Here is a 24,348-nt window from a genome sequence, read left to right on the forward strand (position 1 = left end):
AAATACTTTGTGTCGAAGCACAGTCGGACGGATCTGCTATAGATCAGGTCAGCGTAAGAGTGACCATAATGAAACACATCAGCTTCTGCGTCCCAATTATCGCCAGTCCAGTTGTCCGTCGCGAACAAACGACCTGGGCATAATTTGATACACACACCGCCGCGTGTTGACTTTGGCCACGCGGCCGTGGACCATCCCTCTATGTCAGCTGGATCACAGACGGTCGACAGCCCACTTCCCGAACGAGTGCGCCTCGAGCGCATCCGGATCGCCGGCAGCATCTACGAACGCGCCGACGAAATCGCCGACCTGAGCCTCTCCGCGATACTCGCGCAACTTCCCGGATACACCGGCCGCGACGCCGAATTCCACGCCGATGTGCACGAGCAGGTCGCCCGGCTGTGCCGTACCGGACTGGGCGCGCTGCTCGACACCCGCCGCGTCACCGCCGCCGATCTCGCCGGTACCCGGCGCGCGGCGGTGCGCCGGGCCCGGTCCGGACTGCCGCTGATCGACTACATCACCGCGTTCCGACTCGGCCAGCAGGCGTTCTGGAAGTCGCTGGTCGCCCACGCCGGCAACTCCCCGGACGCCCGGGAGGCGACCCTGTCGATGGTGCTGCCGCTGACCCGGTACTGCGATCTGGTGAGCACCCAGGCCACCCACGCGTATCTGGAGTACCAACAGCACCGTTCGGCCGACGCGGGCCGCGACAGCCGCGAACTACTGGACTGCCTGCTCGGCGGCACGCTGCCCGACCGCGGGCCGCTTCCGGCCACCGCGGCCGCACACGGGATCGGGATGGCCGCCCGCGACCGCCTACTCGTCGTCACCGCGGCGGTACGCGGTATCCGGGAAAATCGCCCCGCCACCACCGCCGCCGAGGCCGCTCACCACGTCTCCAGCGCACTCGCCCGTACCGCGGTCAACGGACACCGCACGCTGGCGGCGGTCCGCGACGCCGGCACCCGCGATCCCGAGATCGTCGCCGTCGCTTCCCTCGGCCGCACCGGGACCGCCGAGGAGCTCTGCGCACGGCTGAAACGCACCTGTGAAACCCTTGCCGATGACGGGGTCACGACCGCCATCGGCGTCAGTACCGTCAGTGCCGGGGTCGAGTACCTACCCCGTGCCCGGCAGGAGGCCCGCGCCGCGCTCGACCTGCTCCCGGACGAGGGCGGAGTAATGGCACTGCCGGAGTTGAGCCCGTTCCGGTACCTGGTGCTGCGCGCCGACGAGACAGCACACCACCTGATCGATCCACGGATCACTCGGACGCTCAGCGATGATCAGGCCAAGGGCGCGGTTCTCGCGGACACCATCCGCGCGTTCGCCGACGCCGATATGAACCTGCGCGAGGCGGCCGAGACCCTGCGCATCCACCACAACACCGCCAAATACCGGTTGCGGCGCATCCAGCACCTCACCGGCCGCAATATCCGCAGTGTCACCGATCTGGTGGACCTGCTGGTCGCCCTCGAACTCCGGGCCACTCCCCGGCCGGTCGCCCGCGGTCGCTGAGCCGCGCACCGCCCGAAACCCACTGCGGGGCATGGTGATAGTGCGGCGTTGGCCGGCGGAGTGGCAACTCACCGGCACGGTCGGTGTGGCCGACGGCCGGTCGTGCACCTCGCCCTGTCCAAGGCACAGCGCAAACGACCGGCACCGCCGGCCGCGCTGCTCGAGGACCGTCCGATGCCCCCGCGGCAGGTCGCACCGACTACGCCGAAACGCCGGGCGGTTCGCATGCGACTTTCACAACCGCCTGGGTATCATCTCGGGCCAGACGCGAAAGACCTACCGGCCGAGCGCTTTCGAGCAGGGGAACCCGCTACGGCCGGTGTTCAGTCGCGCCCGGCGACCGGGCGCACGACCTCAGGGGGTACCTCGAGTGCCAGGGCCGACCCGGCTGCAGCCGGCGCACAGACGCGGAAGACATGCCGCCGCCGAGACCAGCGGGTCCCGGATACCCATCTACACCACCGAATTCGCCGCCGATCCGCACGGCTGCTACCGGCGGATGCGCGCCCGGTACGGTTCGCTGGCTCCGGTGGACCTCGCACCCGGGGTGCCTGCCACCCTGGTCCTCGGCTACCGCACCGCCCAGCGCATCCTCGCCGACCCCACTCACTTTCCGGCCGATCCGCGAGCCTGGCAGCAGAAAGTACCCGCCGGCCTGCCCATCGTCGCGATAATGCGCCATCGCCCGAATCCGCGGCGCACCGACGATGCCGAACACGAGCGCTACCGCTCGGTGACGGTCGCGGCCCTCGCCGGTGTCGATCCGCACTCGCTACGCGCCATGATCGCGCGGGCCGCGGTCGGCCTGATCAACGATTTCTGCGCCGACGGCGGCGCCGATCTCCTCGACCGGTACGTCACACCACTGGTGTTCGGAGTGCTCGGCGAATTGGCCGGTTGCCCGCCCGCCCTCGCCGAACGGCTGACGCCGGCGCTCACCGCCTTATTCGATATGCGCACCGACGAGGACGCAGCGGCTGCGGCCGAGGCCGCCCTCGCCGAGCTCGCCACCGCCAAACGCGCCGAACCCGGGGACGACATCACGACCCGCCTCCTGGAGCATCCGGCGCAACTGTCGGACGCCGAACTCGTCGACCAGCTGCTCGCCATCTACCAGGCGGGGGTCGAGCCGACCCGTGATCTCATCGCCAACACGCTGTTGCTGATACTCCTCGACCCGCGTTTCACGACCAACCAGGTGGGATTCGCACCACCCACCCGGGAGGCGATCGAGGAAGTGCTGGCCACCGACCCACCGCTGGCGCATCACAGCATCGTCTACCCTCCACTTCCGGTGCTGATCGAGGATGTGTGGCTGCCCGCCGACCAGCCGGTGCTCGTCAGCCCGGCGGCCTGCCACGACGATCCCGAATACACGGCCGGCCACCACCCGGGGCACGACACGGATATGGTCTGGGGCGCCGGTGCGCACGCCTGCCCGGCGCAGGCCCGGTCGATCACCTACCTGCTCGCCGAAGAGGCCGTCGACCAGTTGCTGGACGCTCTGCCGGACCTCCGCCCCGCATTCGGACCCGAAGAGCCGGCCTGGCGGCCGGGACCGTTCCAGCGCGCGCTCACCGCACTCCCGGTCACCTTCCCGCCCACCCCCGGCATGAGGGTCTTCTGAGCCGGTCGTCCGGTGATCACCAGCAGATCGCGCACCGACCGGGCGGCCGCGGTCGGCCCGGCGCCACGTTCGGCGGGTAGCCGTCCCAGTCGTCGGCGGACAGCACCGTAGCATCGCCGGATCCGGTCGCGCGGCGGCCTCCGACCGGCGTGCCGACACGAAGAGCTGCCTGGTGTAGAGTGTCGGTGTGCGCCGGTTCTCGGCCTCTTCCCCAAGTTTCGAATCCTCGCCAATGTATCTGTAACCGAGGGTTACAGATACATTGGCGGCTTCGTAGGAATTCCTCGCGCCGATCGGCACCACCGGACCCACGATGGCCAGTACCCTCGGCCGCGTCTGCACCTGACGCGCCGGTCAGCGGCAGGTACCGAAAAGCGGAACGCGATATCCGGCACGCGAAATGGTGTCGCGCTCGAAATCGGCCCCCGCACGACGGATCCGGCTAGTACGGTATAGCCACCGCATTGCTGCGGGGTCAACGGGAGCGGTGGGAAAGGCGGGGCAGGATATGTTCGATCCGGTATCGTCGTCGACCGGAATTGTTCCATTGCAGGCTGATATGCCCGTTTCGGCACCGCGTGCCGGGCAACTACCGAGGTACCTCCGCCGCGTGCGTCTCGATGCCACACCGTTGCTGGCGGGCGACACACTCGACACGCCGACCGCCACCGGCACCCCGACGGACCTGTCCGCCGACGATCCGGCACCGGCGTTCCGCTACCGCAGCGCCGAACCGATCGACTGGGAGGGCATGGCGGTTCACCCGCTCTACAGCGAACAATTGTCCACCGTGACAACAGCGCTCACGGTCACTCTGCTGTCGGCCACACCTCCCGCCGCGCTGACCGGCGTCGGCATCGGACTGTCCATGGTGGACGGGTACATCGATATCGACGGACGCCGGCTGGCCGGTGTCGACATCTGGCTCGACGCCCTGGAGCGGGGGATCACCTTCGATCTCACCGCGCACTCCCCCGGCGCGCTTTTCGTTCTGACTCCGGTCTGGGCCGATGCCGCCGGAGAACCACAGTCCTGGTCGGGAAACTACGGAATCGTGATCGAGCGTACCGAGAACGGCCGCACCGTCCTGTGGTGCAGCATGGGCGAGGGGCCGCCGCATTTCGCCGATCTGGTGGTCGAGGTCCGCAGTACACCGCTGGATCCGCGGCCACGGCCGTTCCCGTCGGGGACGGGCATCGTGCCGTCGGTGTCCGTGCCCGCCGCGCGCCACGGATCCGGGCACGGGCCGACTCCGCGCCCGCCCGCCCTCGACACGACCGCGACCACCGCCCGCCCGGGGCAGTACGGTCCCGGGAGCGCCACGGGCTCCGGGCGGCCCGCCGTGGACAGCGGCGAATCGGAAGGCTACCCGTGTAGCCTCGCGGACCTGGTCGTGCACTCCCCAGAGGTCGACGGGGCCGATATTCTCATCGAACCGCTCGACGGCACCGACGAATTCTCCGACTACTCCTCCCTCTTCGACGAACCGGTGCCCGATCCCCTGCCCGCCCTCACCTTTTCCGGCCCGGCGACGCTGCTCACCGGCCCCGATCAGTGGTATATGCGGGCCCCCGAGGAGGAATCGGACGCCGAGCCGGCCGCCATCCACGGCTGGGCCGGATCTCCGGACCAGACCGGCCTGGTCCCGGTGATCTGCGGCGAGGACCTGCCGGACTACGGCACGGAGCCGGCCCGGGAGCCGCGTACCGGCGGCGAACCGTCCGTATTCCCGCTGCCCGCTTCCTACTTCACCGCGTCGCGGGCCGCCCACCGCATCCCGGACGACGGATCGACGGTCTCCGAAGATTCCTCGGCGGCCGATACCGTGGCCGACGGTTCACTCGCCCCGGTTCCGGCGGCCGCCGACAGCGCGGTCGCCACCGGCAGCCCGGACAGGCTCTACGATCTCGGCGCGGCCCGGTGCGCGGCGGGAGACGACGAACAGGCCGCGCGGTGGTGGGCCGAGGCCGCCGATGCCGGGCATCTCGGTGCCGCCTACGACCTGGGCGCACTTTATTACCGGCACGAGGAATTCGATGCCGCGCAGCGATGGTGGCAGGTCGCGGCCGCGCGCCGGCACATCCGGGCCATGGCCGGCCTCGCCGATCTGCTCGAGCAGCGTGGCGCCGTCCCCGAGGCCCGGATGTGGCGCACCCAGGCCGTCGCCGAAGAGGTCATCGCCAATGCCGCCCAGACCACCGACTCCTTTGCGGTACCGACGGCGGGCCGGTGAACGACCACGAGCGGGCATCCCCACCGGCACCGATCAATTTCGGTGGCCTCGACGGTCAGAGGTGGTGATACTTCCAACAGGTCACTCCCTTGACCTGAACCAATGTCGAGGTTGTTGAGTACATGACTATGGAACCCACCCGGCGGCCGGCCGTCGAGCCCGCGGCCCGACTCGATTTCGGCGACCCCACGGTCCGGACCTTCGCACAACTGCTGGTCAACGTGCTGCTGGTGTCGTTCATCAACTTCACCGTATGGTTCGGCATCACATTCTTCGTGTACCTGCAGACCCGATCGGTCTTCGCCACCGGGATGATCGCCGGTCTCTTCCTGGTCGCGATGGCCGGCACGGGCGTGTGGTTCGGCAGCATCGTCGATCACCACCGCAAGAAGAGCGTCATGCAGGTATCCGCGCTGATCTCGCTGGGTATCTATGCTGTCGCGCTGGTCTACTATTCGATCACCCCGGCAGAGGAATGGCGCGATCCGGCGAGTGTCCGGCTGTGGGCCTTCGTCGTTCTCGCGATGAGCGGGGTCATCGCCGGTAGCCTGCGCACGATCGCACTGCCCACCGTGGTCACCGCCATGTTCGACGAACACCACCGGGATCGGGCCAACGGGCTGGTCGGGACGACGACCGGTATCTCCCAACTGGCCACCTCGGTGGCCAGTGCGCTGCTGGTGGGATGGAACGGCATGCTCGGTGTGCTGGTGCTGGCCGTCGTCGTGCTCACCGTCGCGGTGGTGCATCTACGCGGACTGACACTGCCGGAATCGCTGGCCCATGCCGCCGCCGCGGGCGAACCGCAACGGGTCGATCTACGCGGGACCGTCCGCGTCATCCGCGCGATCCCCGGTATGGTCCCGCTGATCGTGTTCTCCGCGTTGAACAATCTGCTGTTCGGCGGGCTCATGGCCCTGATGGACCCGTACGCGCTGTCGATGATGTCGGTCCAGGCGTGGGGCCTCATCTGGGGGGCGCTCAGCGCGGTGATGATCATCGGCGGGCTGCTGGTGGCCCGAACCGGTACCTCGTCGAACCCGGTCCGGTTGATCCTGCTCGTCAATCTGGCCCTGTGGGCGGTGACGCTGATCTTCCCGATCCGGGATTCCATCCTGCTGCTGATCGGCGGCATGGCCGTGTTCATGATGCTCATGCCGTTCGCGGAGGCGGCCGAGCAGACGGTGCTGCAGAAAGTCGTGCCCTATCAGCGGCAGGGCCGGGTCTTCGGGTTCGCGCAGAGTGTCGAACAGGCTGCCTCGCCGCTCACCGCGTTCCTGGTCAGCCCACTGGCCCAGTTCTTCTTCATCCCGTTCATGACCGCCGGGCCGGGCGCCCACTGGATCGGCGGCTGGTTCGGCACCGGCGAGGACCGCGGTATGGCCCTGGTCTTCGTACTGCTGGGGGTGCTCGGTCTGCTCTTCACCGGCTACGCCCTGGGCAGCCGGCACTACCGGCGCCTGAGCCGTAGTTTCCGCGCCGGCGCGGAGGCCGCGGATACGACCGGCGATGTGGAGCCGGCCGCCCCCGACGTCCATGCCGAACTCGCGGAAACTGCCGCACGGCCGGACCGGCGGTACCGCATACCCTGCCCCCAGGATGCAGAAATCGCCTGACCCTTGCGGCGGTGAGCCTGCACGCCCGGCCGCCTGGGACACCGGAAATTCGGTGGACCGGCCTTGCCGGACCTGCCTAGGGTATGGCCCCATGGGATCTTTGGGCAGCAACGGAGTGTGCGCGGCCGGCGCGTACTACATCCGGCAGCGCACGGCAGCTCGGACTCTGCCGGTGCACCCCACACTCCGCTGACCGAACCGGGCAGTCCCCACCGTGGGACCGCTCGGCGGTAGTCGGCGCCGGTTCATTCGAACCGGCGCCGTCGCGATCATTCGGCGCCACCGCGCGCCGCTTCCTGCCCCGGCATGGGTCCGGGCGAATCAGCGTCTATCGATTCGGCCCACTCTTCGGAGGATCCCATGTCCCGCCCTGCCCCGGGCTCGCGCGAGCGCACGTCCGCGACCCGCAAGCGGTTGTCCCAGAATTTTCTCACCGACCCCCGGATCGCTCGCCGTATCGTGCGGGCCTCCGGCATCGGCCGCGACGATCTCGTCCTCGAGATCGGTCCCGGCGACGGTATGCTCACCCGCCACATCCTGCCCGCCGCCGCCCGGGTGATGGCCTACGAGAAAGACCCGCACTATGCTCGCCGGCTCGCCGTCCGGTACCACGGCGACCACCGCATCCAGGTGCGCAACCAGGATTTCCGCACGGTGATCGCGCCCCGCGAACCGTTCGCCGTGGTCGCCAACATCCCGTTCGCGGTGAGTACCGATATCGTGCGCTGGTGCCTGGCCGCACCGCACCTGGCCTCGGCGACGCTGCTGACCCAATACGAGTTCGCGCGCAAGCACAGCGGCGACTACGGCCGGTGGACCAAACTGACCGTCGCGCACTGGCCGGAGTGGAAACTGACGCTGGGCGAGCGGATCGACCGCCGCGAGTTCTTCCCGATACCGCGGGTCGACGGAGCGGTGCTGCACATCGCACGCCGACCCACCCCGCTGTTGCCGGCCGCGTCCCGGACGCAGTACCGGCGCATGGTCGAACTCGGTTTCTCCGGCGTCGGCGGCTCACTCGCCGCGTCCCTGCGCCGCGTCCACCCCGCGCGCGCTGTCGCCGCGGCATGTGCCGCCGCCGCGATACCGATCGCGACGCCCGTGGGCCTGGTGCCGCCGGACGCGTGGCTCACGCTCTATCGGCGACTGCACCGGACCTGCAGTCCAGGACCGGCTGCCCACCCCCGCTGACCCCCGCACACGACGACGGGGACGAACCCGCGCTGGATTCGTCCCCGTCGCCCTGGGCAACAGTCCCCGCTATACCGGCCTGAACTCGCGATCAGCGATATACGCCGGCCGCCGGGCCGGCGCGGCGAACGGTTCCTCCAGTGTGTTCTCGACACTGTTGAACACCAGGAAGATATTCGACCGCGGGAACGGCGTGATGTTGTTGCCCGATGCGTGCATGATGTTCGAGTCGAACAGCAGCGCCGAACCGGCCGCACCGGTGAACTGGGTGATCCCGTACTTGTGGGCAAGGTCGGTGATATCGGCCTTGCTCGGTACTCCGATCTCCTGTTCACGCAGTGATTCCCGGTAGTGCTCGGCAGGTGTCGCGCCCTGGCAGGGAACGAACGTCCGGTGCGACCCCGGCATCACCATCAGGCTGCCGTTGTACGGATAGTTGTCGGTCAGTGCGATGGACAGGCTCACCGCCCGAGGCGCGGGCATGCCGTCCTCGGCGTGCCAGGTCTCGAAATCGGAATGCCAGTAGAAACCGGTGCCGAATCCGGGCAGATAGTTGACCCGGCTCTGGTGGATGTACACATCCGATCCCAGTACCTGCCGGGCCAGGTCCGCGACCCGCGACTCCCGCACCAGCTCCGCCACCGCCGGACTCAGTTTGTGCACTTCGAATACCGAGCGCACCTGCTGCGACGATTTCTCCACGATGAGCCGGTCATCACCCCGCAGATCCGGATCGCTTGCCAGCCGGTCGATCTCGGCGGCGTACTCCGCCACCTCCTCGGGGCCCAGCAAACGATCCATGATCGCGAAACCGTCGGTATCGAACGCAGCCAGCTCCGCGTTGCCGATCCGGCCCCACACAGTCGCGTCGTGCCGCTCCTGCAGCGGCAAACGCTCGGCGGTTCTGGTCGGATAGCGATCGATCCGATTGTCTACCAACGTCGTTCGTCCTTCCTCTCAGTCGGCCGGAACGGCGATCAACGGATAAACGCCGTTCTCGTCGTGCACCTCCTGTCCCGTGACAGGAGGATTGAACACGCACAGCATCCGCATCCGTGTCCGGGTCCGCACCTCGTGCTTCTCGTGTCCGTCGAGCAGATACATGGTGCCCGGGGCGAGGTCGTAGGTGCGATCGTTGGTCAGGTCGTGCAGGGTGCCTTCCCCTTCGACCAGCCAAACCGCTTCCACATGGTTCTGATAGTGGAAGACGTGAGAGGTGCCGGCTTCGATGGTGGTCTCGTGGAAGGAGAACCCGACTCCATCACCGCCCAGCACGATCCGCTTGCTCCGCCAGTTCTCGGCGCCGACGTCGCGGTGGGTGCCGGTGATCTCCTCGGTGGTGCGCACGATCATCGGTGATTTCCTTTCAGCTGCAGACAGTTTCGACGGCGTCGCTCAGAATGTGCAGGCCCTGGTCGAGTTCGTCGTCGGCGATGGTCAGCGGCGGAAGCAGTTTGACGACTTCGTCGGACGCACCCGAGGTCTCGGCCAGCAGGCCACGTTCGAACGCGACCTGGCAGACCTTCCCGGCCTGCGAGGCGTCGTCGAAGACCAACCCGTGCACCAGGCCGCGGCCTCGAGTGGACACCCCGGGAACGGCCCCGGCGATCTCCTCGAGCGACGCGGCCACCCGCTTGCCCTTGGCGAGGGTGGACTTCTCCAATACATCATCGGACCAGAAGTGCTCGAGCGCCACCTGCGCGGTCGTGAAAGACGGATTGTTACCACGGAAGGTGCCGTTGTGCTCACCGGGTGACCAGACATCATGCTCCGGCTTGAACAGCACCAACGCCATCGGCAGGCCGTATCCGCCGACGGACTTGGACAGAGTCACGATATCGGGGGTGATACCGGCCGACTCGAAGGAGAAGAACGGGCCGGTACGGCCGCAACCCATCTGGACGTCGTCGACGATGAGCAGGATGCCGCGGGCGGCGCACAACGTGGCCAGATGCCGCAGCCATTCGTCGCGGGCCAGGTTCACCCCGCCCTCACCCTGCACGGTTTCCACGATGACGGCCGCCGGACGATCCATACCGGACGACGAATCGTCGAGCACCCGCTCCATCCAGAGGAAGTCGGTGGTGGCGCCGTCGAAGTAACCGTCGTAGGGCATCGGGGTGGCGTGGTTGAGCGGGACCCCGGCGCCGGCGCGCTTCATGGCATTACCGGTGACCGACAGTGCGCCCAGGGTCATCCCGTGGAAGGCATTGGTGAAGCTCATGATGGTCTGCCGACCGGTCACCTTACGGGCCAGCTTGAGCGCGGCCTCGACCGCGTTCGCGCCGGTCGGCCCCGGGAACTGCACCTTGTAATCCAGGCCGCGGGGCGCCAGCAGGGTATCGCGGACCGTTTCGAGCAGTTTGCGCTTGGCAACCGTCGACATATCCAGTCCGTGCGTGATTCCGTCACCGGCGATGTAGTCGATCAGCGCCGACTTCAGCACCGGGTTGTTGTGCCCGTAATTGAGCGCGCCTGCGCCCGCGAAGAAATCGAGAAAATCTTTACCGGACTCATCGCGCAGCCATGCGCCCTGCGCGGTCTCGAAGACTGTCGGCCAGGAACGGCAGTAACCTCGGACATTCGATTCGATTTCGTCGAAGATCGTCGTTTCGGCGGCAATCATGAGTGATCCCTTTCGGTTTTACGGGCGATCGGGGAAATGTGGTACAGGTCCTCGGCAGCGTGGCTGTCCGGGAAAACATCCGGCTCGAACAATTCGCTGCGGACCATTTCGGCGCCGCGGCGGCGGGCCAGCGACGCGAACATGGCGATCGAGGCGGGATTGTCGGGGGATACGGTGGTCTCCAGCGCCTCGACGGCGCCGCCGGCCGGATGGCCGGGCGCGGTGACGGTGGATACCAGCCAGTCCAGCATGGCGACCCCCAGACCGCGACCACGCTGGTCGGCGTCGACGGCGACCTGCCATACGAACAGGGTGCCGGGCGCTTCGGGCCGCAAATAGCCGGTCACGAATCCGACGACTCGGCCTTCGCTCTCGACGACTACCGATGTGGCGGCGAAATCGCGACACCACAGCAGGTAGGCGTAGCTCGAATTGACGTCCAGAACTTGCGACTCGTCGGCGATCTGCCACAGCCGCGCGGCGTCGGTGATCCGCGGTGCCCGCAGGACCACACCGGTACTGGCGGGCTCCGCATCGGTCGCGGCGGACGAAGTGGCCGAGCCGTTGCCGGCCGCGCCGGCGGTCTGCGTGGACTCAGTTTGTAAAGACATACAACTCCGATGTCTGCGTGCAGTACTTTCCCAGGCTCGCGAATCAACTCCACGGCGACTGGTCGAGCTCTTTACGGTCGTGTTACAGGCGTGTTAACTGGCCCCTTTCTTTGAATAACCGGAATTCGGCGAACGAAACGCGCGATTCCGCGGGGCGCTCCTCACATTCCGCCCTGCCGTGGCATGTCGCCGCTGTTCTGGCGGCCTCGGACAGGCCGGGACCCACGCCGGGCCGGCCGCAACTGCGGCGCGCGCCCATGGCCACCGCCCCGTGCGGCACCGGTGAATCGGCGAACAATCCGCTCGCGTCATCGGTCTTCGCGGCCACTCGGTGCGGCGCCGGGTATATCTGCCGCGATCCGTACTCGCGGCGCCGTTCCAGTACATCCACCGCAGCGGCCGGCTCGGCGAGGGGGGTGCGCGATTGGTGACAGAGGTCACCGGGGAGGCAGTGTTCCCGGCGGCCGCGCCCTCCACCCGGCGCGTTGAGTCCCGGGGCCTCGACAACAGTGGAGTACACCCGGGCGGACAGCTTCCAGCCACCCGCATCGGGGCCGATGCGGGTGGCGCTCGTTGTGCTGCCCATGATCTAGCGCTGGACGTCCAGCCGGTCACCGAGACCAGGAACGGCGGCCACGGTTCGGGGGCGGGACAGTCTCCGCTCCGCTCTCCCGCCGGGCCTCGGATCCGCGATCGCCACGTCGGAGACGCCGATCGCACGCAGATGGGTGAGCGCGGCCTCGGCTTCCTCGGCCACCGCGACGTCGTAGCCCTCGTTCTCCACGGCCGGGCACACCGCACCCCGGACCCGCTCGCCGTCTTCCACGATCATCAGGTTCGCGCTCAATATTCAATCCCTTGCAGACGCACGTGGCGTGCCGCGGCGCGGGTTTCGCATCCCCATACCGACGCGACAGCCCGCTTCTCAGCTTACTCGAGCAACCTTTCGGTTATACGAGTAGCCAGAAGGCCTGCCGGGTAAACCCCCGGAGTGAAATGCCTCACATTCACATATCGCCGACGCGTTCCAAGCGGAAAAAATTGCTGGGCGTGCCATCGGGACGCATCTCCTGGTACCGGAAGTTCAACTTCCGGGCGTCGAAGGTTGCAAACCAATCCGCCCAGCTGACCGGTTGCAATACCGCCCCGCCGTAGTGGGGGAAATCGAGTCGCAGGACCCCCACCTCGCCGTCGTACTGGCTACCGGGCGTCGTCGCCGGGTTCGCACCGCGCCGCCGGGCCCACTGGCGGATGACCTCGTGGTTCGTGGTGACCAGGGTTGTTCCGGGAGCGGCGGACAGGCCACCCTTCATGACGAACCTCCTTGCGGTAGGTGCGTACGTGCTCTCCCCGGCGCGACTTCGGCAGCCACACCGGCTTTCCCGTCTAATACCCGACTTCGCACTCTTGCAAACACCGCGGACACCGAGATGTCCGCGGTGTCCGTCACGCCGGGCCCCGCCCGGAGTCGTCGCCACGGCGACCGGCCCGCCGGATTGCCCGAGGTTTGCCAGAGCCGGTTATCGGGTCATCCGGCCGCGGGAATCGGGGTCAGCGCGACTGTGATGTTATCGCTGCCACCACAGACGACGGCGTAATCCACGAGCGCCCGCGCGCCCTCGGTGATCGGCACGCCGAGTACGCGCCGCGCCAGATCCGCCGCGCCGGGCAGATAGTTCCACAGCCCGTCGGTGCACAGCAGGAGCAATCCGGGTGTGTCCGCGTAGTAGGTACGGATACTGTCCCCGGACCACGGCTGCTGACCGGCATCGGCCCCCAGCCAGCGCATCAGAGTGTGCGCCCGGGGATCGGCCATCGCGGCCTTCTCGTCCATGGCGCCGGCCTCCACCAGCGTCTGCGCCCACGAATCGTCCAGAGTGAGCTTCTGCGCCCCGGCCAGCACCCCCGGGTGGCCCGGACGGGCCGGTTGTTCGGCCGCCGGCGCACCGGCCGCCAGCCAGTAGGCACGGCTGTCGCCGATATTCGAGACGGTGATCGAGATACGACCCCCCGACTCGGTACGCACGATCGCCGAGACATAAGTGCACGACGGCGCGTCTCCATCGGGGCCGACCAGGTTACGCACGGCCTCCGAGGCCGCCGCCATCCCCGCGGCGGTGGCCTCCTCCGCCGTACGATCTCCGGCCAGCGCGGCCAGACACGCATCGACCCCGGTGCGCGCGGCAGTGCCCGAGGCGGCCTGCGGATCCGGTGAGGAGGAAACTCCGTCGCAGACCACCAGCACGATGGTCTCCGGCTCCCCGTTGCCGTCCGGCACCACCGCGGCCGCCACGGCATCCTCATTGCGTGCGTGCAGGATTCCGCGATCGGTGACCAGACCGGCGACACCCAGATCGGCCTCGAAACGGTCCTGGACACGATGTGGATGCTCGCACGTGGGACAGCGTGGGCCCCGGCTCTGCGTCCCGCAGTTCACACACACCACTTCGGCGAGTTCGTCGTCCGGGAGCGCAACTCGATGGATACCCGAAGCCAGCGACTGCCGCGGCACGGTCGGCTCCGCGGCGGCGGCGCGGCGACGGGTATCGAACGTTTTCCGCACGCGCGGTACCGGCTCGGTCACCGCGTCGAGAATATCCGCCGGGTCGGCGCCTCCGGCATTCGCGTCAGGGTTCATCCGGCCGCCACATTCATGAGTAGTTTCCGGTGCTCGCCGATCCGGGTATTCCGGATATCTCGGGTCCGCACACCGTCCCCCTTCGTTCGACCCGTTCCGTACTGACGATCGACGATAGTACGCGGTATGCCGGTCGGAGAGTTCATCCGCGTTCCCGCACCGCTCGCACCGCTTTGCGCGCCGCCACCAGCACCGGATCCCATACCGGCGAGAAAGGTGGCGCGTAGCCGAGATCGAGTGTGGTCATCTGCTCCACCGTCATTCCCGCGGTCAGCGCCACCGCCGCGATATCGACCCGTTTACCCGCGCCTTCCCGGCCCACGATCTGAACCCCGAGCAGTCGGCCACTGAGGCGTTCCGCCAGCATCTTCACCGTCATCGCGGACGCGTCCGGTAGATATCCGGCGCGACTGGTGGATTCGATGGTCGCGGTGACGTACTGCAAGCCCACGGCACGCGCGTCTTTCTCCCGCAAGCCCGTTCGCGCCACCTCGAGATCGCAGACCTTGCTGACGGCGGTGCCGACGACACCGGGGAAGGTCGCGTAACCGCCGCCGATATTGGCGCCGATGATCTGACCGTGCTTGTTCGCGTGCGTACCGAGCGCGATATGCCTGCGCATACCCGAGACCAGGTCCAGCACCTCGACACAATCCCCGCCGGCCCAGATGTTGTCGTACCCGGCCACTCGCAGGGCCGAATCGGTGAGCAGCCCGCCGTGGCCCCCGATCGGCAATCCGGCCGCGGCGGCCAGTGTCGTTTCGGGCACTACCCCGATCCCGAGCACCACGACATCCGCCGGGTGTTCGCGACCGGCGGCGAACACCGCCCGGGCGCGGCCGCCGTCCCCGGTGCGGATCTCGGTGACTTCGCTGTCCCCGACGACATTCACGTCCAGGCCCCGGAGTGCCTCGCGTACCAGCACACCCATATCCGGGTCCAGAGTGGACATCGGCTGGGCACCGCTGTGCACGATGGTGACCTCGTAACCGCGCCGGATCAGCGCCTCGGCCATCTCGACCCCGATATATCCGGCCCCGACCACCACCGCCCGCCGGCCGGTACCGGCCGCCAATGCGGCGATGAGCGCCTCGCCGTCGTCCAGAGTCTGTACGCCGTGGACCCCGGGTGCGTCGATTCCGGGCAGCGCCGGCCGGATCGGGCGGGCGCCGGTCGCCAGGACGAGATGGTCGTATCCGGTCCAGGTCTCGGTGCCGGTGGCCAGCTCTCTGCTACGCAACCGGCCCCCGGCCACATCGAGTTCGACGACTTCGTGGCGCAGGCGCACATCGATGCCGCGCGCTCGGTGTTCCTCCGGCGTCCGGGCGATGAGCTGGTCGCGCTCCCGCACCTGGCCGCCCACCCAGTACGGGATACCGCAGGCAGAGTACGAGGTGAAGTGCCCGCGTTCGAACACGACGATCTCGAGGTCCGGCACGGCCCGGTGACGCCGGGCCTGCGCGGCCGCCGACATTCCGGTCGCGTCCCCGCCGACGACCACCAACCGCTCTGTCATGAGATCAAACTACCCAGCCGGCGCCCGATACCACCCGGACCGCCGGACTTCCCGCTTTCTCCCACTCGCCGACGATTTCAGTTATCCGGCGGAGAGGGCCGGCTCAGGCAGACCGGGCGCCGATGAGCGGCAGGCGGCTCACCGCACCGCGCGCCCGGCTGCCGGAACTGGTGGTTTCGGACCCGTCGCGGTCGGTGAAGGTCAGGATGCCGTCCTCGATCGGGCTCTTGCGCAGATAGGCCCGGTCGCGGAAGTAGCTGTTGACCACCTTCCACGGACCGCCGGTCCCCTGCCGTGGCATCACCGCGTCCCCGCGCTGGATGTACCCGGAACTCAGCGCACCGCCCATCACCGAGACCTCGGAGCGATCGCCCTCCCGCGCCCGGACCAGGAACCGGGTGTACCCCTTGTCGCGCATCCGGTTCAGCACCCGGCAGAAGTATTCGGCGGCCAGGTCGGCTTTCAGAGTCCAGGAGGCGTTCGTGTATCCGAGCACCATCAGGGCATTCGGCACGCCGTCGAGCAGCGAACCCTTGTACATGACCCGGTCCCGGGTGACCACGGGCTCACCGTCGACCTCGAGCGCTATACCGCCCAGAATCTGAATGGTCAGCCCGGTGGCGGTCACGACGATATCGGCTTCGATCTCCTCGCCGGAGGAGACCCGGATACCCGTTTCGGTGAAGGTCTCGATGGTGTCGGTGACCACCGAGGCTTCGCCGCGACGCAGGGCCTTGAACAGGTCAGCGTCGGGTACGACGCACAGCCGCTGATCCCATGGCGCGTACTCGGGGGTGAAATGACGCATGTCCACCCCCGGGCCGACCGCCATGCGGACCCATTTCAGGAACATCTGCCGGGCCAGCCTCGGCTGCCGACGCGACAGCTGGTAACTGGCCTGCTGCACCGCGATATTGCGGGCACGCCCGACTTGATAGGTGAGCCCGGCGGGGGCCCCGGCCTTCGTCATCCCCAGCGCCACCGGATCGTCACCCGGGATGGAGGCGATATAGGTGGGGGATCGCTGCAGCATCGTCACATGGGCGGCCTCGCCCACCATGGCCGGCACCAGCGTGATCGCGGTCGCGCCGCTGCCGATCACGACCACTTTCTTGCCCCGGTAGTCCAGGTCTTCGGGCCAGTGCTGCGGATGCACGATCCGCCCGGTGAACGAGTCCTCGCCGGGGAACGACGGCCGGTGGCCGTTGTCGTAGTCGTAGTAGCCGGTGGCCCCGACCAGGAAGGTGCTGGTCCAGATCTCCTCGGTACCGGTCGCTTCGTCGAGCGCCCGTACCGTCCATCGGTGGTCCGGGCCGGACCAGCTCGCGGAGATCACCTTGCGGCCGAAACGGATCTTCGGTGTCACGCCGTATTCGTCGGCGGTCTCGGCGATGTAGCGACGGATACCGGCGCCGTCGGCGAGCATGCGGGTCCCCCGCCATGGGCGGAAACCGTAACCGAAGGAGTACATATCGGAGTCGGAGCGGATTCCCGGATAGCGGAACAGGTCCCAGGTGCCGCCGACGGCGGTGCGGCGCTCCAGGATCGCGTAGCTGCGCCCGGTGTTCTCCTTCTCCAGGTGACAGGCCACATCGATACCGGAAAGACCGGCTCCGATGATCAGTACGTCGACATGCCGCGTCATTGCGTTCCTCGTCTGCTCGTGCCCGGGGTCGTCGCCAATCATGACAGACACACCTTTTATCTGTAACCGAGAGTACTCGATACATCTCCGGCCGCGCACCGTGTTGCGCCCGCCACCCGACGAGTCGGCGCCACCCGGCGATCCGTCGGGATCGAAACCCCGAACCGTCCTACCCGGCCCACTGTGATCTAAAACTCATTTCTTCCACATTGGCATGGCCGGAGGCGAGCCCTGCACTCCCGCCTCGATCTGCAGGCCGGGACGGCGATCGTCCGGTGCGACCCCACTTCGCGGCGGCTCGGACTTCGGCGGCCGAACCCGTCAGCAGCAGGCCACCGCCAAGGCAGCCGCGATACCACCCAACGAGGCGAGTGCGACCGGCACCGCGACCGGCCCACCTCGCCATCGGATCTCCACCACAGGCCGGGCGGAAGCACACTGCCGCGGCACTCGGCGGCCCTTGCTCCACCGGCGCCCCAGCGCACTCAGGGCGACCAGCAATGTCGCTATCAACATCTCGGGCCCCTCACACTCCGGCCGCCGGCATCCGGCGCGCATTCCGGGCGAACTCCGCGCGCCCGGGCGAGGGCACAAGCCCCTCCCGCAGCAGGCTCTCCGCGGTATCGCGCACCGTCTCGTCCACCGGCCGCATCACCCATCCCAGGTCACGCCGGGCCCGGGCAGCGCTCACCCTCTCGACCTTGCCCAGCGCCGGAACCGTGAGCCGCAGCCCGCGGTCGAACAGCGCCACCAGGCGCACCAGCGGATCGGGCAGCGCACGGGTGGCGATACGGAACCCGCGCGACCCGTACGCCGCGGCCAGCATCTGCGCCATATCCCGCATCCACACATGATCACCGGCGCAGATGTAGCGATTCCCGGCCGCATGCGCGGTTTCCATGGCCAACCGGTGCGCCACCGCCAGATCCCGCACGTCGACCACCGACCACCCCACTCGGGGCACCCCCGGCACAGCGCCCGCCAGTAGCCGGCGGACCGGTTCGTGCGAGGTGCTCGTCTCCGGAGACAGCACCGGCCCGAGAACCATTCCCGGGTTCAGCACGACCAGCTCGAGACCACGTGCCGCGGGCAGGGACTCGACGAATTCCCACGCCGCGCGTTCGGCCAGCGTCTTACTGCGCTGATACGCCGGACTCCGCTCCACGACGGTCCAGTCCGCCTCGGTACGCATCGCTTCGTCACGATGCCCGTGCGCGATCGCGGCGATCGAGGAGGTCAGCACCACTCGCCGTACGTCGGGTGCGGCCGCCGCGGCCCGCAGGACCCGCAGGGTTCCGTCCACCGCGGTGCGGATCAGCTCGTTGTCGTCGTCGGGCGGGGTCGCCGGAAAGGGCGAGGCCACATGCAGCACCTGCGCACAGCCGGCGACGGCCTCGGCCCAGCCGGCGTCGTGATCGAGATCGGCGGCGGCGAATTCCAGGTCACCGCCCACACGGGCGGCGTAGTCGACGAGATGCGCCCGCCTGCCGGTGCCGGCGAGATCGCGTACGGTGCCGCGGACCGCGTAACCGTGATCGAGTAGTTCGGCGATGACATGCCCGGCCACGAACCCTGTGGCGCCGGTCACCAGTACCCGTGTACTCATTTTCATCCATCCTTGCCGTGTTGATCTGAACGCTGCTCAGATAATCTAAGCACCGCATAGATCGCTTGTCCAGACCCGGTCCCGACCCAGCACACCCGGCGCTACCCTCAGAAGGTGACCCGGACCTCCTACCACCACGGCGCCCTGCGCGATGCCCTGCTGGCCGCCTGTCTGCGGCTCATCGAAACCGAGGGCATCGCAGCGGTGAGCCTGCGCCGGGTCGCCCGGGAAGCCGGCGTGAGTTCCGGCGCCCCGTACCACCATTTCGCCGATCGCGCGGCACTACTGGCCGATCTGGCCACCCAGGGCTTCCGCCTGCTCACCGACCAGCTCTCCGCCGCCCGCGCCACCGCCGGCTCCCCCACCGCGGCGCTCCTCGCCCTGGAACAGTCCTATATCCGGTTCGCGCGGGAGCAGCCCGGATACTTCAGGTTGATGTTCCGCCCGGAACTGTCACAACCGGAGAAACACCCCGATACCCGCGCGGCGGGTGAAGCCGCCTTCGGCGTACTGGCCGCCGCGGTCGAAGACTGCGTAACCGCCGGTGAACTTCCGCCGGACCGCGCCGAACCGACCACCCTCACGCTGTGGGCGCTCGGACACGGCCTGGCGTCGTTGTGGCTCGACGGCCAGCTGGAAAAGCGCGGCACCCTGTTCGGTACGACCGCGACGGCCCTGGTCGATGCGGTGGTTGCCGGCATTCCCGGATTTCTCGACGCCGGCACCGGATCACCGCCCGTCCTCCCGCCGGAGTGAGGCGGCCGCCGCGGTGGGTATGCCCGGCATAGAGTGAACTGGACTCGGGTCCGCACCGCGCGATCCGAGCCGACCGGGAGGATTGTCGATGAATACCACGAAAGCCCGCGCCGGCCTGTTGATCGCGGCCGCCGTGCTCACACTGGTCGGCTGCACCGAAATCGAACGGGCCATGAACAAGGGTGGCGACACCCCGTGCCGCGAATACGTGGAGCAGGACCAGAAGACCCAGCGCGTCACCATCACCAAGTTCCTCGAGGAACAGCAGGGCGCGGAACCGAGCGGTACGAACGTGGACCTGTCCATTGCGGCGGTCAACGCGCTGTGCAGTGCGCAGGCCAATGCCGACACTCCGATCGAGCGGGCCGACGTCGCGGGTATCTTCATCCGCAAATAGGCCGGTGCGCATAAGGTTTCGAGGCGTCGTAGCGCTCGCCCGGGTGGCCCGGCCGAACACTCGATCCGGGCTCACGAACACACAGGGTTATACCACAAGCGTTTTCGTCCGATCACGGACACCCGCTCGCTCCGGCGACCGCAATACGCAAGAATGTGTTCGCAAAAGTGCCGGCCGCCATGAGCCGGTATTTCGGACGGCGGGTGTATCGAATCCCCGGGCCGTCCGATCCGGGGCCGGCGACGATGCACAAGGGAGCGATATGTTTCATCGGATCGATTCGGCAGCGCCACCGCGGCGTCACGGCACGGCACGGAGCTACTGATGGCGTATCGCAGCGACCGGGTCGCGGTAACGGATCGGGCCCGCAACGCGTTACGCGACTTGATCGAACAGCACGGGCCCATCCTGCTGTACCTCCCGCACCGCGATTCCGCCGACCCGCAACCGGACTGGCTGCCGATCCGCGATTTCCGCGCGGCCGAGGGAGATACTCTGTTCGGCCGCCTCGCCTGGCACACCGAGCTGTGGATGAGCGCGCAGGCCTATACCCGTTTCGAGCGCGAACATCTCACTGTGGACGTCCCCGCCGACGGCGGCCCGGTGGCCGGCGGTGATTCGAACGGCGGATCGAATCCCGAAGAGGCCGCGATCTTCCTGCTCCGCTCCCGCCGGCTCAGCGCCGCGGAAGCCGCCGCCCTCGACAGCCGCAGGCGCGGCGGCCACAACACCACGACGCGACCCGGCCGGGACTCGGCAGCCGGGCAGTAACCGCAGCGACCGGCGATCCTCATCAGTACCCGCTGCCGGATTCTTATCACCCGGCCAGGCAGAGAACCCGTCCGGCCGCGCCTCCGCGCCGCTGGGCGTGTGGCCGTCCGGTGCCGAGACACCGGTGAACATCAGAGGGGCACAGCAGTCCACCCCTCGCGAACTGCGGGCCGGAACGAGTGGCCACCGCACGCAGATCCCGGGGCAGCGCGGCGCGGTGGAGCATTCGGCGGCGGCGAGCGCGGAGAAGGATTGTCGAGCCGACCCCGGTATTAACACGCCGCATATGCCGGACACGGTGTCAAAATAAGTCTTGTTCATTGGGATTCGATGTGCGGGAAACCGGTTGAACGGTTAACTTGTGGCGATGTTCAGAGCGAGGCTCGGTGTCCGCGCCCGGATCCTGGCCATCGCGCTCATCCCGAGTCTGACCCTGTTGGTGGCCGGTGTGGGTGCGACGGGCTATCTGATCGACCAGGGACAACACAACCGGCAGGTGACCGAGGCGTTACGCGAGGTCTCCGGTCCCACTCGCGACGTCTACGAGGTGGTCCAGAACGAGCGCCGCCTCACGCTCGCGCATCTCGCCGGTGATCCCACCGCTGCCGCCGCCCTCGCCGCCGTCCGACCCAACACCGAACAAGCCCTTCGCGACCTGGTCGCCGCGGCGCAGCGGATCCGGGAACTGCAGCCGGCGGAGATCACCGACGACGTCGGCTCGTTCACCACGCTCACCCAGCAGCTCGGCAATATCCGTACCGCGGTCGACACCCGCGCGGTGCCGACCGGTGACGCCTATACCTTCTACGTCCGGGTCCTCGACGCCTTCAGCACCGGCGCCCAGCTGTCGCACACTTTCGAACAGAACCCGGAGGCGGTCGGCCAGCTGGGCCTGGTGTCGCGCATCATGCACGCGCTGGAAGCCGCGTCGCGCAGTCACGCCCTGGCCGGCGCGGCACTGCGCACCGGCAACCCGGTCGCACTGCCCGACGAATTCATCCAGCAGACCGGCTTCTACCACACCGAAACCGCCCTGCTGGCCACCCAGCTGGATCCGGAGATCGGCGAGCGGGTGCGCACGCTGGTCGACAGCCCGGAATGGCGGCTGCTCGCCCGCACCGAGAACACGCTCATCGCCCGTAGCGTCGCCGGGGCCGACGCCGAGAGCACCGCGGCCACGCTCTCTGCGGGGCAGCTGACGGCCTGGCAGGCCGCAGCCGACCACGTCAATCAGGAGATGCTGAATGTCTGGGACGACCAGAACCAGCTCATGCAGGAGTTGTCACTGGACGCGGCGGCCCGCACCACCAATCAGTCGCTGCTGATCGGCCTCGCGGTGCTGGTGGTCTCCGCGGCCGCGTTCGGGGTATCGCTGGTACTGGCCAACCGGTTCATCCACCGCCTGGTGCGGTTGCGCGACCACACACTCGCCCTCGCCGACGAACGCCTGCCCGATATGCTCGAACGACTGCGTGCCGGGGAGGACGTCGACGAAACCGCGGCCGCCGCGAAACTCGACTTCGGCCGGGACGAGCTCGGGGCGGTGGCCACCGCGTTCGAACACGCGCACGCCGTGGCGGTCAACGCCGCGATCACCGAGGCCCGTACCCAGGAGGGCGTGAAGGCGATCTTCCTCAACATCGCCCACCGCAGCCAGATCGTGGTCCACAAACAACTCGAGATCCTCGACGACGCCGAACGGCGCGAAGAAGACCCGGCCATGCTGGACATCCTGTTCAAACTCGACCATCTGGCCACCCGCGAACGCCGCAACGCCGAGAATCTCACCATCCTCGGCGGCGGGAAGCCGGGCCGGCAGTGGCGGGCCCCCGTACCGCTGGTCGACCTGGTGCGCAGCGCGGTGGGGGAAACCCAGGACTACACCCGGGTGCGGCTGGCCCGCCTTCCCGAACTCCGCATCGCCGGCAACGCCGTCGGCGACCTCATCCATCTGCTCGCCGAACTCGTCGACAACGCCACCTCGTTCTCCCCGCCGCAGTCGCGGGTGCAGGTCACCGGTTCGGTGATAGGCAAGGGCGTGGCCGTGGAGATCACCGATCAGGGTATGGGCATCTCGGAGGAGGATCGCGACCGCCTCAACGAACTGCTGGAGAACCCGCCGAACTTCGAGGTCGCGTCCCTGCAGAGGGATTCGCGGCTGGGTATCTTCGTCGTCGCGCAGCTGGCGGCCCGGCACGGTGTGGCGGTGCGGCTGTGGGAATCGGAATACGGCGGCGTCCGGGCGGTGGTCATCGTGCCCGCGACCCTGCTGACCGATCCCGCGGAGGAGACCACGCCGCTGACCGGGCTGCCCCGTACCCCCGGCCCGGACGGCACGGAGGACCACACCGCGCCCCTGCCCGAAAGCTCCGCCGTCGCGACGCTGCTCGCGGACCCGCCCCGCGACAGCGGGCCCGCCCGCGAACAGGCCGAGCCGGCCGCCGCGGCGAACGGTGCACCCGACACCGTGCCGGTCGCCCGTCCGGAAGCCACGGAGACCACCGCCGAGCCGGCCGTGCTGCCCGACGGTCGTCCGGCTTTACCCCGCCGTAGCAGGCAGGCTAAAGTCGCACCGCGACCGGAAGTTTCGGACGTCGCCCAGACCGCCGCAACGGCGCGGCCACGCTCGGCCGAACAGGCCAGGGATCTGATGTCGGCGATCGAGAACGGCACCCGGCAGGGCCGCAAGCCATTGCCCGCCGCAGAAGCCGTCGCCGGGAACCCGGCGGCGGATGGCGCATCCCCGGATGAACAGGAAGGCTAAGTGTCCACTTCCACACAAGGTGACCTGAACTGGCTGCTCGACGACCTGGTCGACCGACTCGCGGGGGTCCGCCTCGCGGTCGTACTGTCCACCGACGGAATGCTGCTGGGCCACTCCTCGAAAATGGATCGCACCGAGGCCGAGCATTTCGCCGCGATGTCCTCGACCCTGCACGGCCTGGCCCGTAGCGCCGGCGCACGGTTCGAAGGCGGTGCCGTACGGCAGGCGGTGATCGAACTCGATCGCGCCGTACTGTTCGTCACCTCGGCCGGTGACAACGCGTGCATCGCCGTACAGGCCGCCGCGGATGCCAATCTCGGCATGGTGGCCTACGAGATGAACCTCACCGTCCAGCGGGTCGGCAGCCATCTGTCGACCGGATCCCGCGGCGGGGCCGGGGCCGACCCCCAGTAACCGAGGAAACAGCAACGGCGCCATGACGGGTATGCGGGTATGACCGGCCGACAGGAACCCTGGTTCGACGACGACGCCGGACCTCTGGTGCGGCCGTACGCCATCACCAAGGGTCGCACTGTGGGCGCGGGACACGATCTGGATATGCTCACTGTCGTGGTGAAAGCTCGTGGTGCCCCGCCGTTGCGCCGGATCGAACCCGAGTACACCGATATCGTGCACATGTGCACGGAAGCACAAACCGTGGCGGAGGTGGCAGCCGCCTTGAAACTGCCGCTGGCGGTGACCAAGATTCTCGTCGGAGATCTGATCGGTGACGGCCATCTGATCTTCCGGGCTCCCGTGCAGATGGAGTCCGGTCCCGGCGACTTCAACATATTGCGAGCGGTACTGGATGGAATCCGAAAAATTTGACC

21 protein-coding genes are annotated in these 24,348 nt (G+C 68.1%); 11 read left to right on the forward strand and 10 right to left on the reverse strand.

Annotation, left to right across the window (positions count from 1 at the left end; all coding sequences use genetic code 11):
• Window positions 1-201 precede the first annotated feature (201 nt).
• From NS4_RS06625 to erm, 5 genes are all read left to right on the forward strand, one after another.
• A complete protein-coding gene (locus NS4_RS06625) occupies window positions 202-1,521 on the forward strand; it encodes a PucR family transcriptional regulator (RefSeq protein ID WP_063058595.1) in 1,320 nt (439 codons plus the stop codon).
• 370 nt (window positions 1,522-1,891) lie between these two features.
• A complete protein-coding gene (locus tag NS4_RS06630; RefSeq protein ID WP_245665130.1) occupies window positions 1,892-3,148 on the forward strand; it encodes a cytochrome P450 family protein in 1,257 nt (418 codons plus the stop codon).
• Window positions 3,149-3,758: 610 nt separating this feature from the next.
• On the forward strand, window positions 3,759-5,381 hold the full coding sequence (locus NS4_RS06635; RefSeq protein ID WP_063058596.1) for a tetratricopeptide repeat protein: 1,623 nt from the start codon (window positions 3,759-3,761) through the stop codon (window positions 5,379-5,381).
• Window positions 5,382-5,503: 122 nt separating this feature from the next.
• Entirely contained in the window at window positions 5,504-6,997 is a 1,494-nt protein-coding gene (locus NS4_RS06640; protein ID WP_084486925.1) for an MFS transporter, read from the forward strand.
• A 360-nt stretch (window positions 6,998-7,357) separates the two neighbouring features.
• The gene (gene erm / locus NS4_RS06645; RefSeq protein WP_063058597.1) at window positions 7,358-8,188 is read left to right on the forward strand and encodes a 23S ribosomal RNA methyltransferase Erm; all 831 of its coding nucleotides are present in this window, start codon (window positions 7,358-7,360) and stop codon (window positions 8,186-8,188) included.
• 69 nt (window positions 8,189-8,257) lie between these two features.
• Here erm and thpD read toward each other — a convergent pair whose 3' ends face one another.
• The 10 genes from thpD to NS4_RS06700 form a co-directional block, all read right to left on the reverse strand.
• On the reverse strand, window positions 8,258-9,127 hold the full coding sequence (gene thpD, locus NS4_RS06650) for an ectoine hydroxylase (RefSeq protein WP_063058598.1): 870 nt from the start codon (window positions 9,125-9,127) through the stop codon (window positions 8,258-8,260).
• 18 nt (window positions 9,128-9,145) lie between these two features.
• Complete coding sequence (locus tag NS4_RS06655; protein ID WP_063058599.1) at window positions 9,146-9,541, reverse strand: ectoine synthase; 396 nt, start codon at window positions 9,539-9,541, stop codon at window positions 9,146-9,148.
• 13 nt (window positions 9,542-9,554) lie between these two features.
• Window positions 9,555-10,814, reverse strand: a complete 1,260-nt coding sequence (gene ectB, locus NS4_RS06660; RefSeq protein ID WP_063058600.1) for a diaminobutyrate--2-oxoglutarate transaminase — start codon at window positions 10,812-10,814, stop codon at window positions 9,555-9,557.
• Window positions 10,811-11,425, reverse strand: coding sequence for a diaminobutyrate acetyltransferase (gene ectA / locus NS4_RS06665; RefSeq protein WP_084486927.1), 615 nt, complete (start codon window positions 11,423-11,425; stop codon window positions 10,811-10,813). Before ectA ends, ectB begins: the two co-directional genes overlap by 4 nt.
• Before the next feature lie 589 nt (window positions 11,426-12,014).
• Complete coding sequence (locus tag NS4_RS32805; protein ID WP_174552069.1) at window positions 12,015-12,272, reverse strand: hypothetical protein; 258 nt, start codon at window positions 12,270-12,272, stop codon at window positions 12,015-12,017.
• A gap of 160 nt (window positions 12,273-12,432) precedes the next feature.
• Window positions 12,433-12,738 (reverse strand): hypothetical protein, encoded by a 306-nt coding sequence (locus NS4_RS06680; protein WP_063058603.1) that lies wholly within the window; start codon window positions 12,736-12,738, stop codon window positions 12,433-12,435.
• Between the two features lie 215 nt (window positions 12,739-12,953).
• Window positions 12,954-14,063, reverse strand: a complete 1,110-nt coding sequence (locus NS4_RS06685) for a PP2C family protein-serine/threonine phosphatase (RefSeq protein WP_063058604.1) — start codon at window positions 14,061-14,063, stop codon at window positions 12,954-12,956.
• 142 nt (window positions 14,064-14,205) lie between these two features.
• Window positions 14,206-15,579: an FAD-dependent oxidoreductase gene (locus NS4_RS06690; RefSeq protein ID WP_063058605.1), complete on the reverse strand. Its 1,374-nt coding sequence runs from the start codon at window positions 15,577-15,579 to the stop codon at window positions 14,206-14,208.
• A gap of 103 nt (window positions 15,580-15,682) precedes the next feature.
• A complete protein-coding gene (locus NS4_RS06695) occupies window positions 15,683-17,224 on the reverse strand; it encodes a flavin-containing monooxygenase (protein ID WP_063058606.1) in 1,542 nt (513 codons plus the stop codon).
• A 526-nt stretch (window positions 17,225-17,750) separates the two neighbouring features.
• A complete protein-coding gene (locus NS4_RS06700) occupies window positions 17,751-18,830 on the reverse strand; it encodes an NAD-dependent epimerase/dehydratase family protein (protein WP_063058674.1) in 1,080 nt (359 codons plus the stop codon).
• 114 nt (window positions 18,831-18,944) lie between these two features.
• Here NS4_RS06700 and NS4_RS06705 point away from each other — a divergent pair, with 114 nt between their 5' ends.
• From NS4_RS06705 to NS4_RS06730, 6 genes are all read left to right on the forward strand, one after another.
• The gene (locus tag NS4_RS06705) at window positions 18,945-19,586 is read left to right on the forward strand and encodes a TetR/AcrR family transcriptional regulator (RefSeq protein WP_063058607.1); all 642 of its coding nucleotides are present in this window, start codon (window positions 18,945-18,947) and stop codon (window positions 19,584-19,586) included.
• Between the two features lie 88 nt (window positions 19,587-19,674).
• Window positions 19,675-19,983, forward strand: coding sequence for a hypothetical protein (locus tag NS4_RS06710; RefSeq protein WP_063058608.1), 309 nt, complete (start codon window positions 19,675-19,677; stop codon window positions 19,981-19,983).
• 324 nt (window positions 19,984-20,307) lie between these two features.
• Window positions 20,308-20,754 (forward strand): DUF779 domain-containing protein, encoded by a 447-nt coding sequence (locus NS4_RS06715; protein ID WP_063058609.1) that lies wholly within the window; start codon window positions 20,308-20,310, stop codon window positions 20,752-20,754.
• Between the two features lie 367 nt (window positions 20,755-21,121).
• Entirely contained in the window at window positions 21,122-23,518 is a 2,397-nt protein-coding gene (locus NS4_RS06720; protein ID WP_063058675.1) for a sensor histidine kinase, read from the forward strand.
• Window positions 23,519-23,932, forward strand: coding sequence for a roadblock/LC7 domain-containing protein (locus NS4_RS06725; RefSeq protein ID WP_063058610.1), 414 nt, complete (start codon window positions 23,519-23,521; stop codon window positions 23,930-23,932).
• A gap of 39 nt (window positions 23,933-23,971) precedes the next feature.
• The gene (locus NS4_RS06730) at window positions 23,972-24,346 is read left to right on the forward strand and encodes a DUF742 domain-containing protein (RefSeq protein WP_063058611.1); all 375 of its coding nucleotides are present in this window, start codon (window positions 23,972-23,974) and stop codon (window positions 24,344-24,346) included.
• Window positions 24,347-24,348: the final 2 nt, after the last annotated feature.

Origin of the sequence: Nocardia sienata NBRC 100364, from assembly GCF_001613205.1 — a bacterium.
Taxonomy (GTDB): domain Bacteria; phylum Actinomycetota; class Actinomycetes; order Mycobacteriales; family Mycobacteriaceae; genus Nocardia; species Nocardia sienata.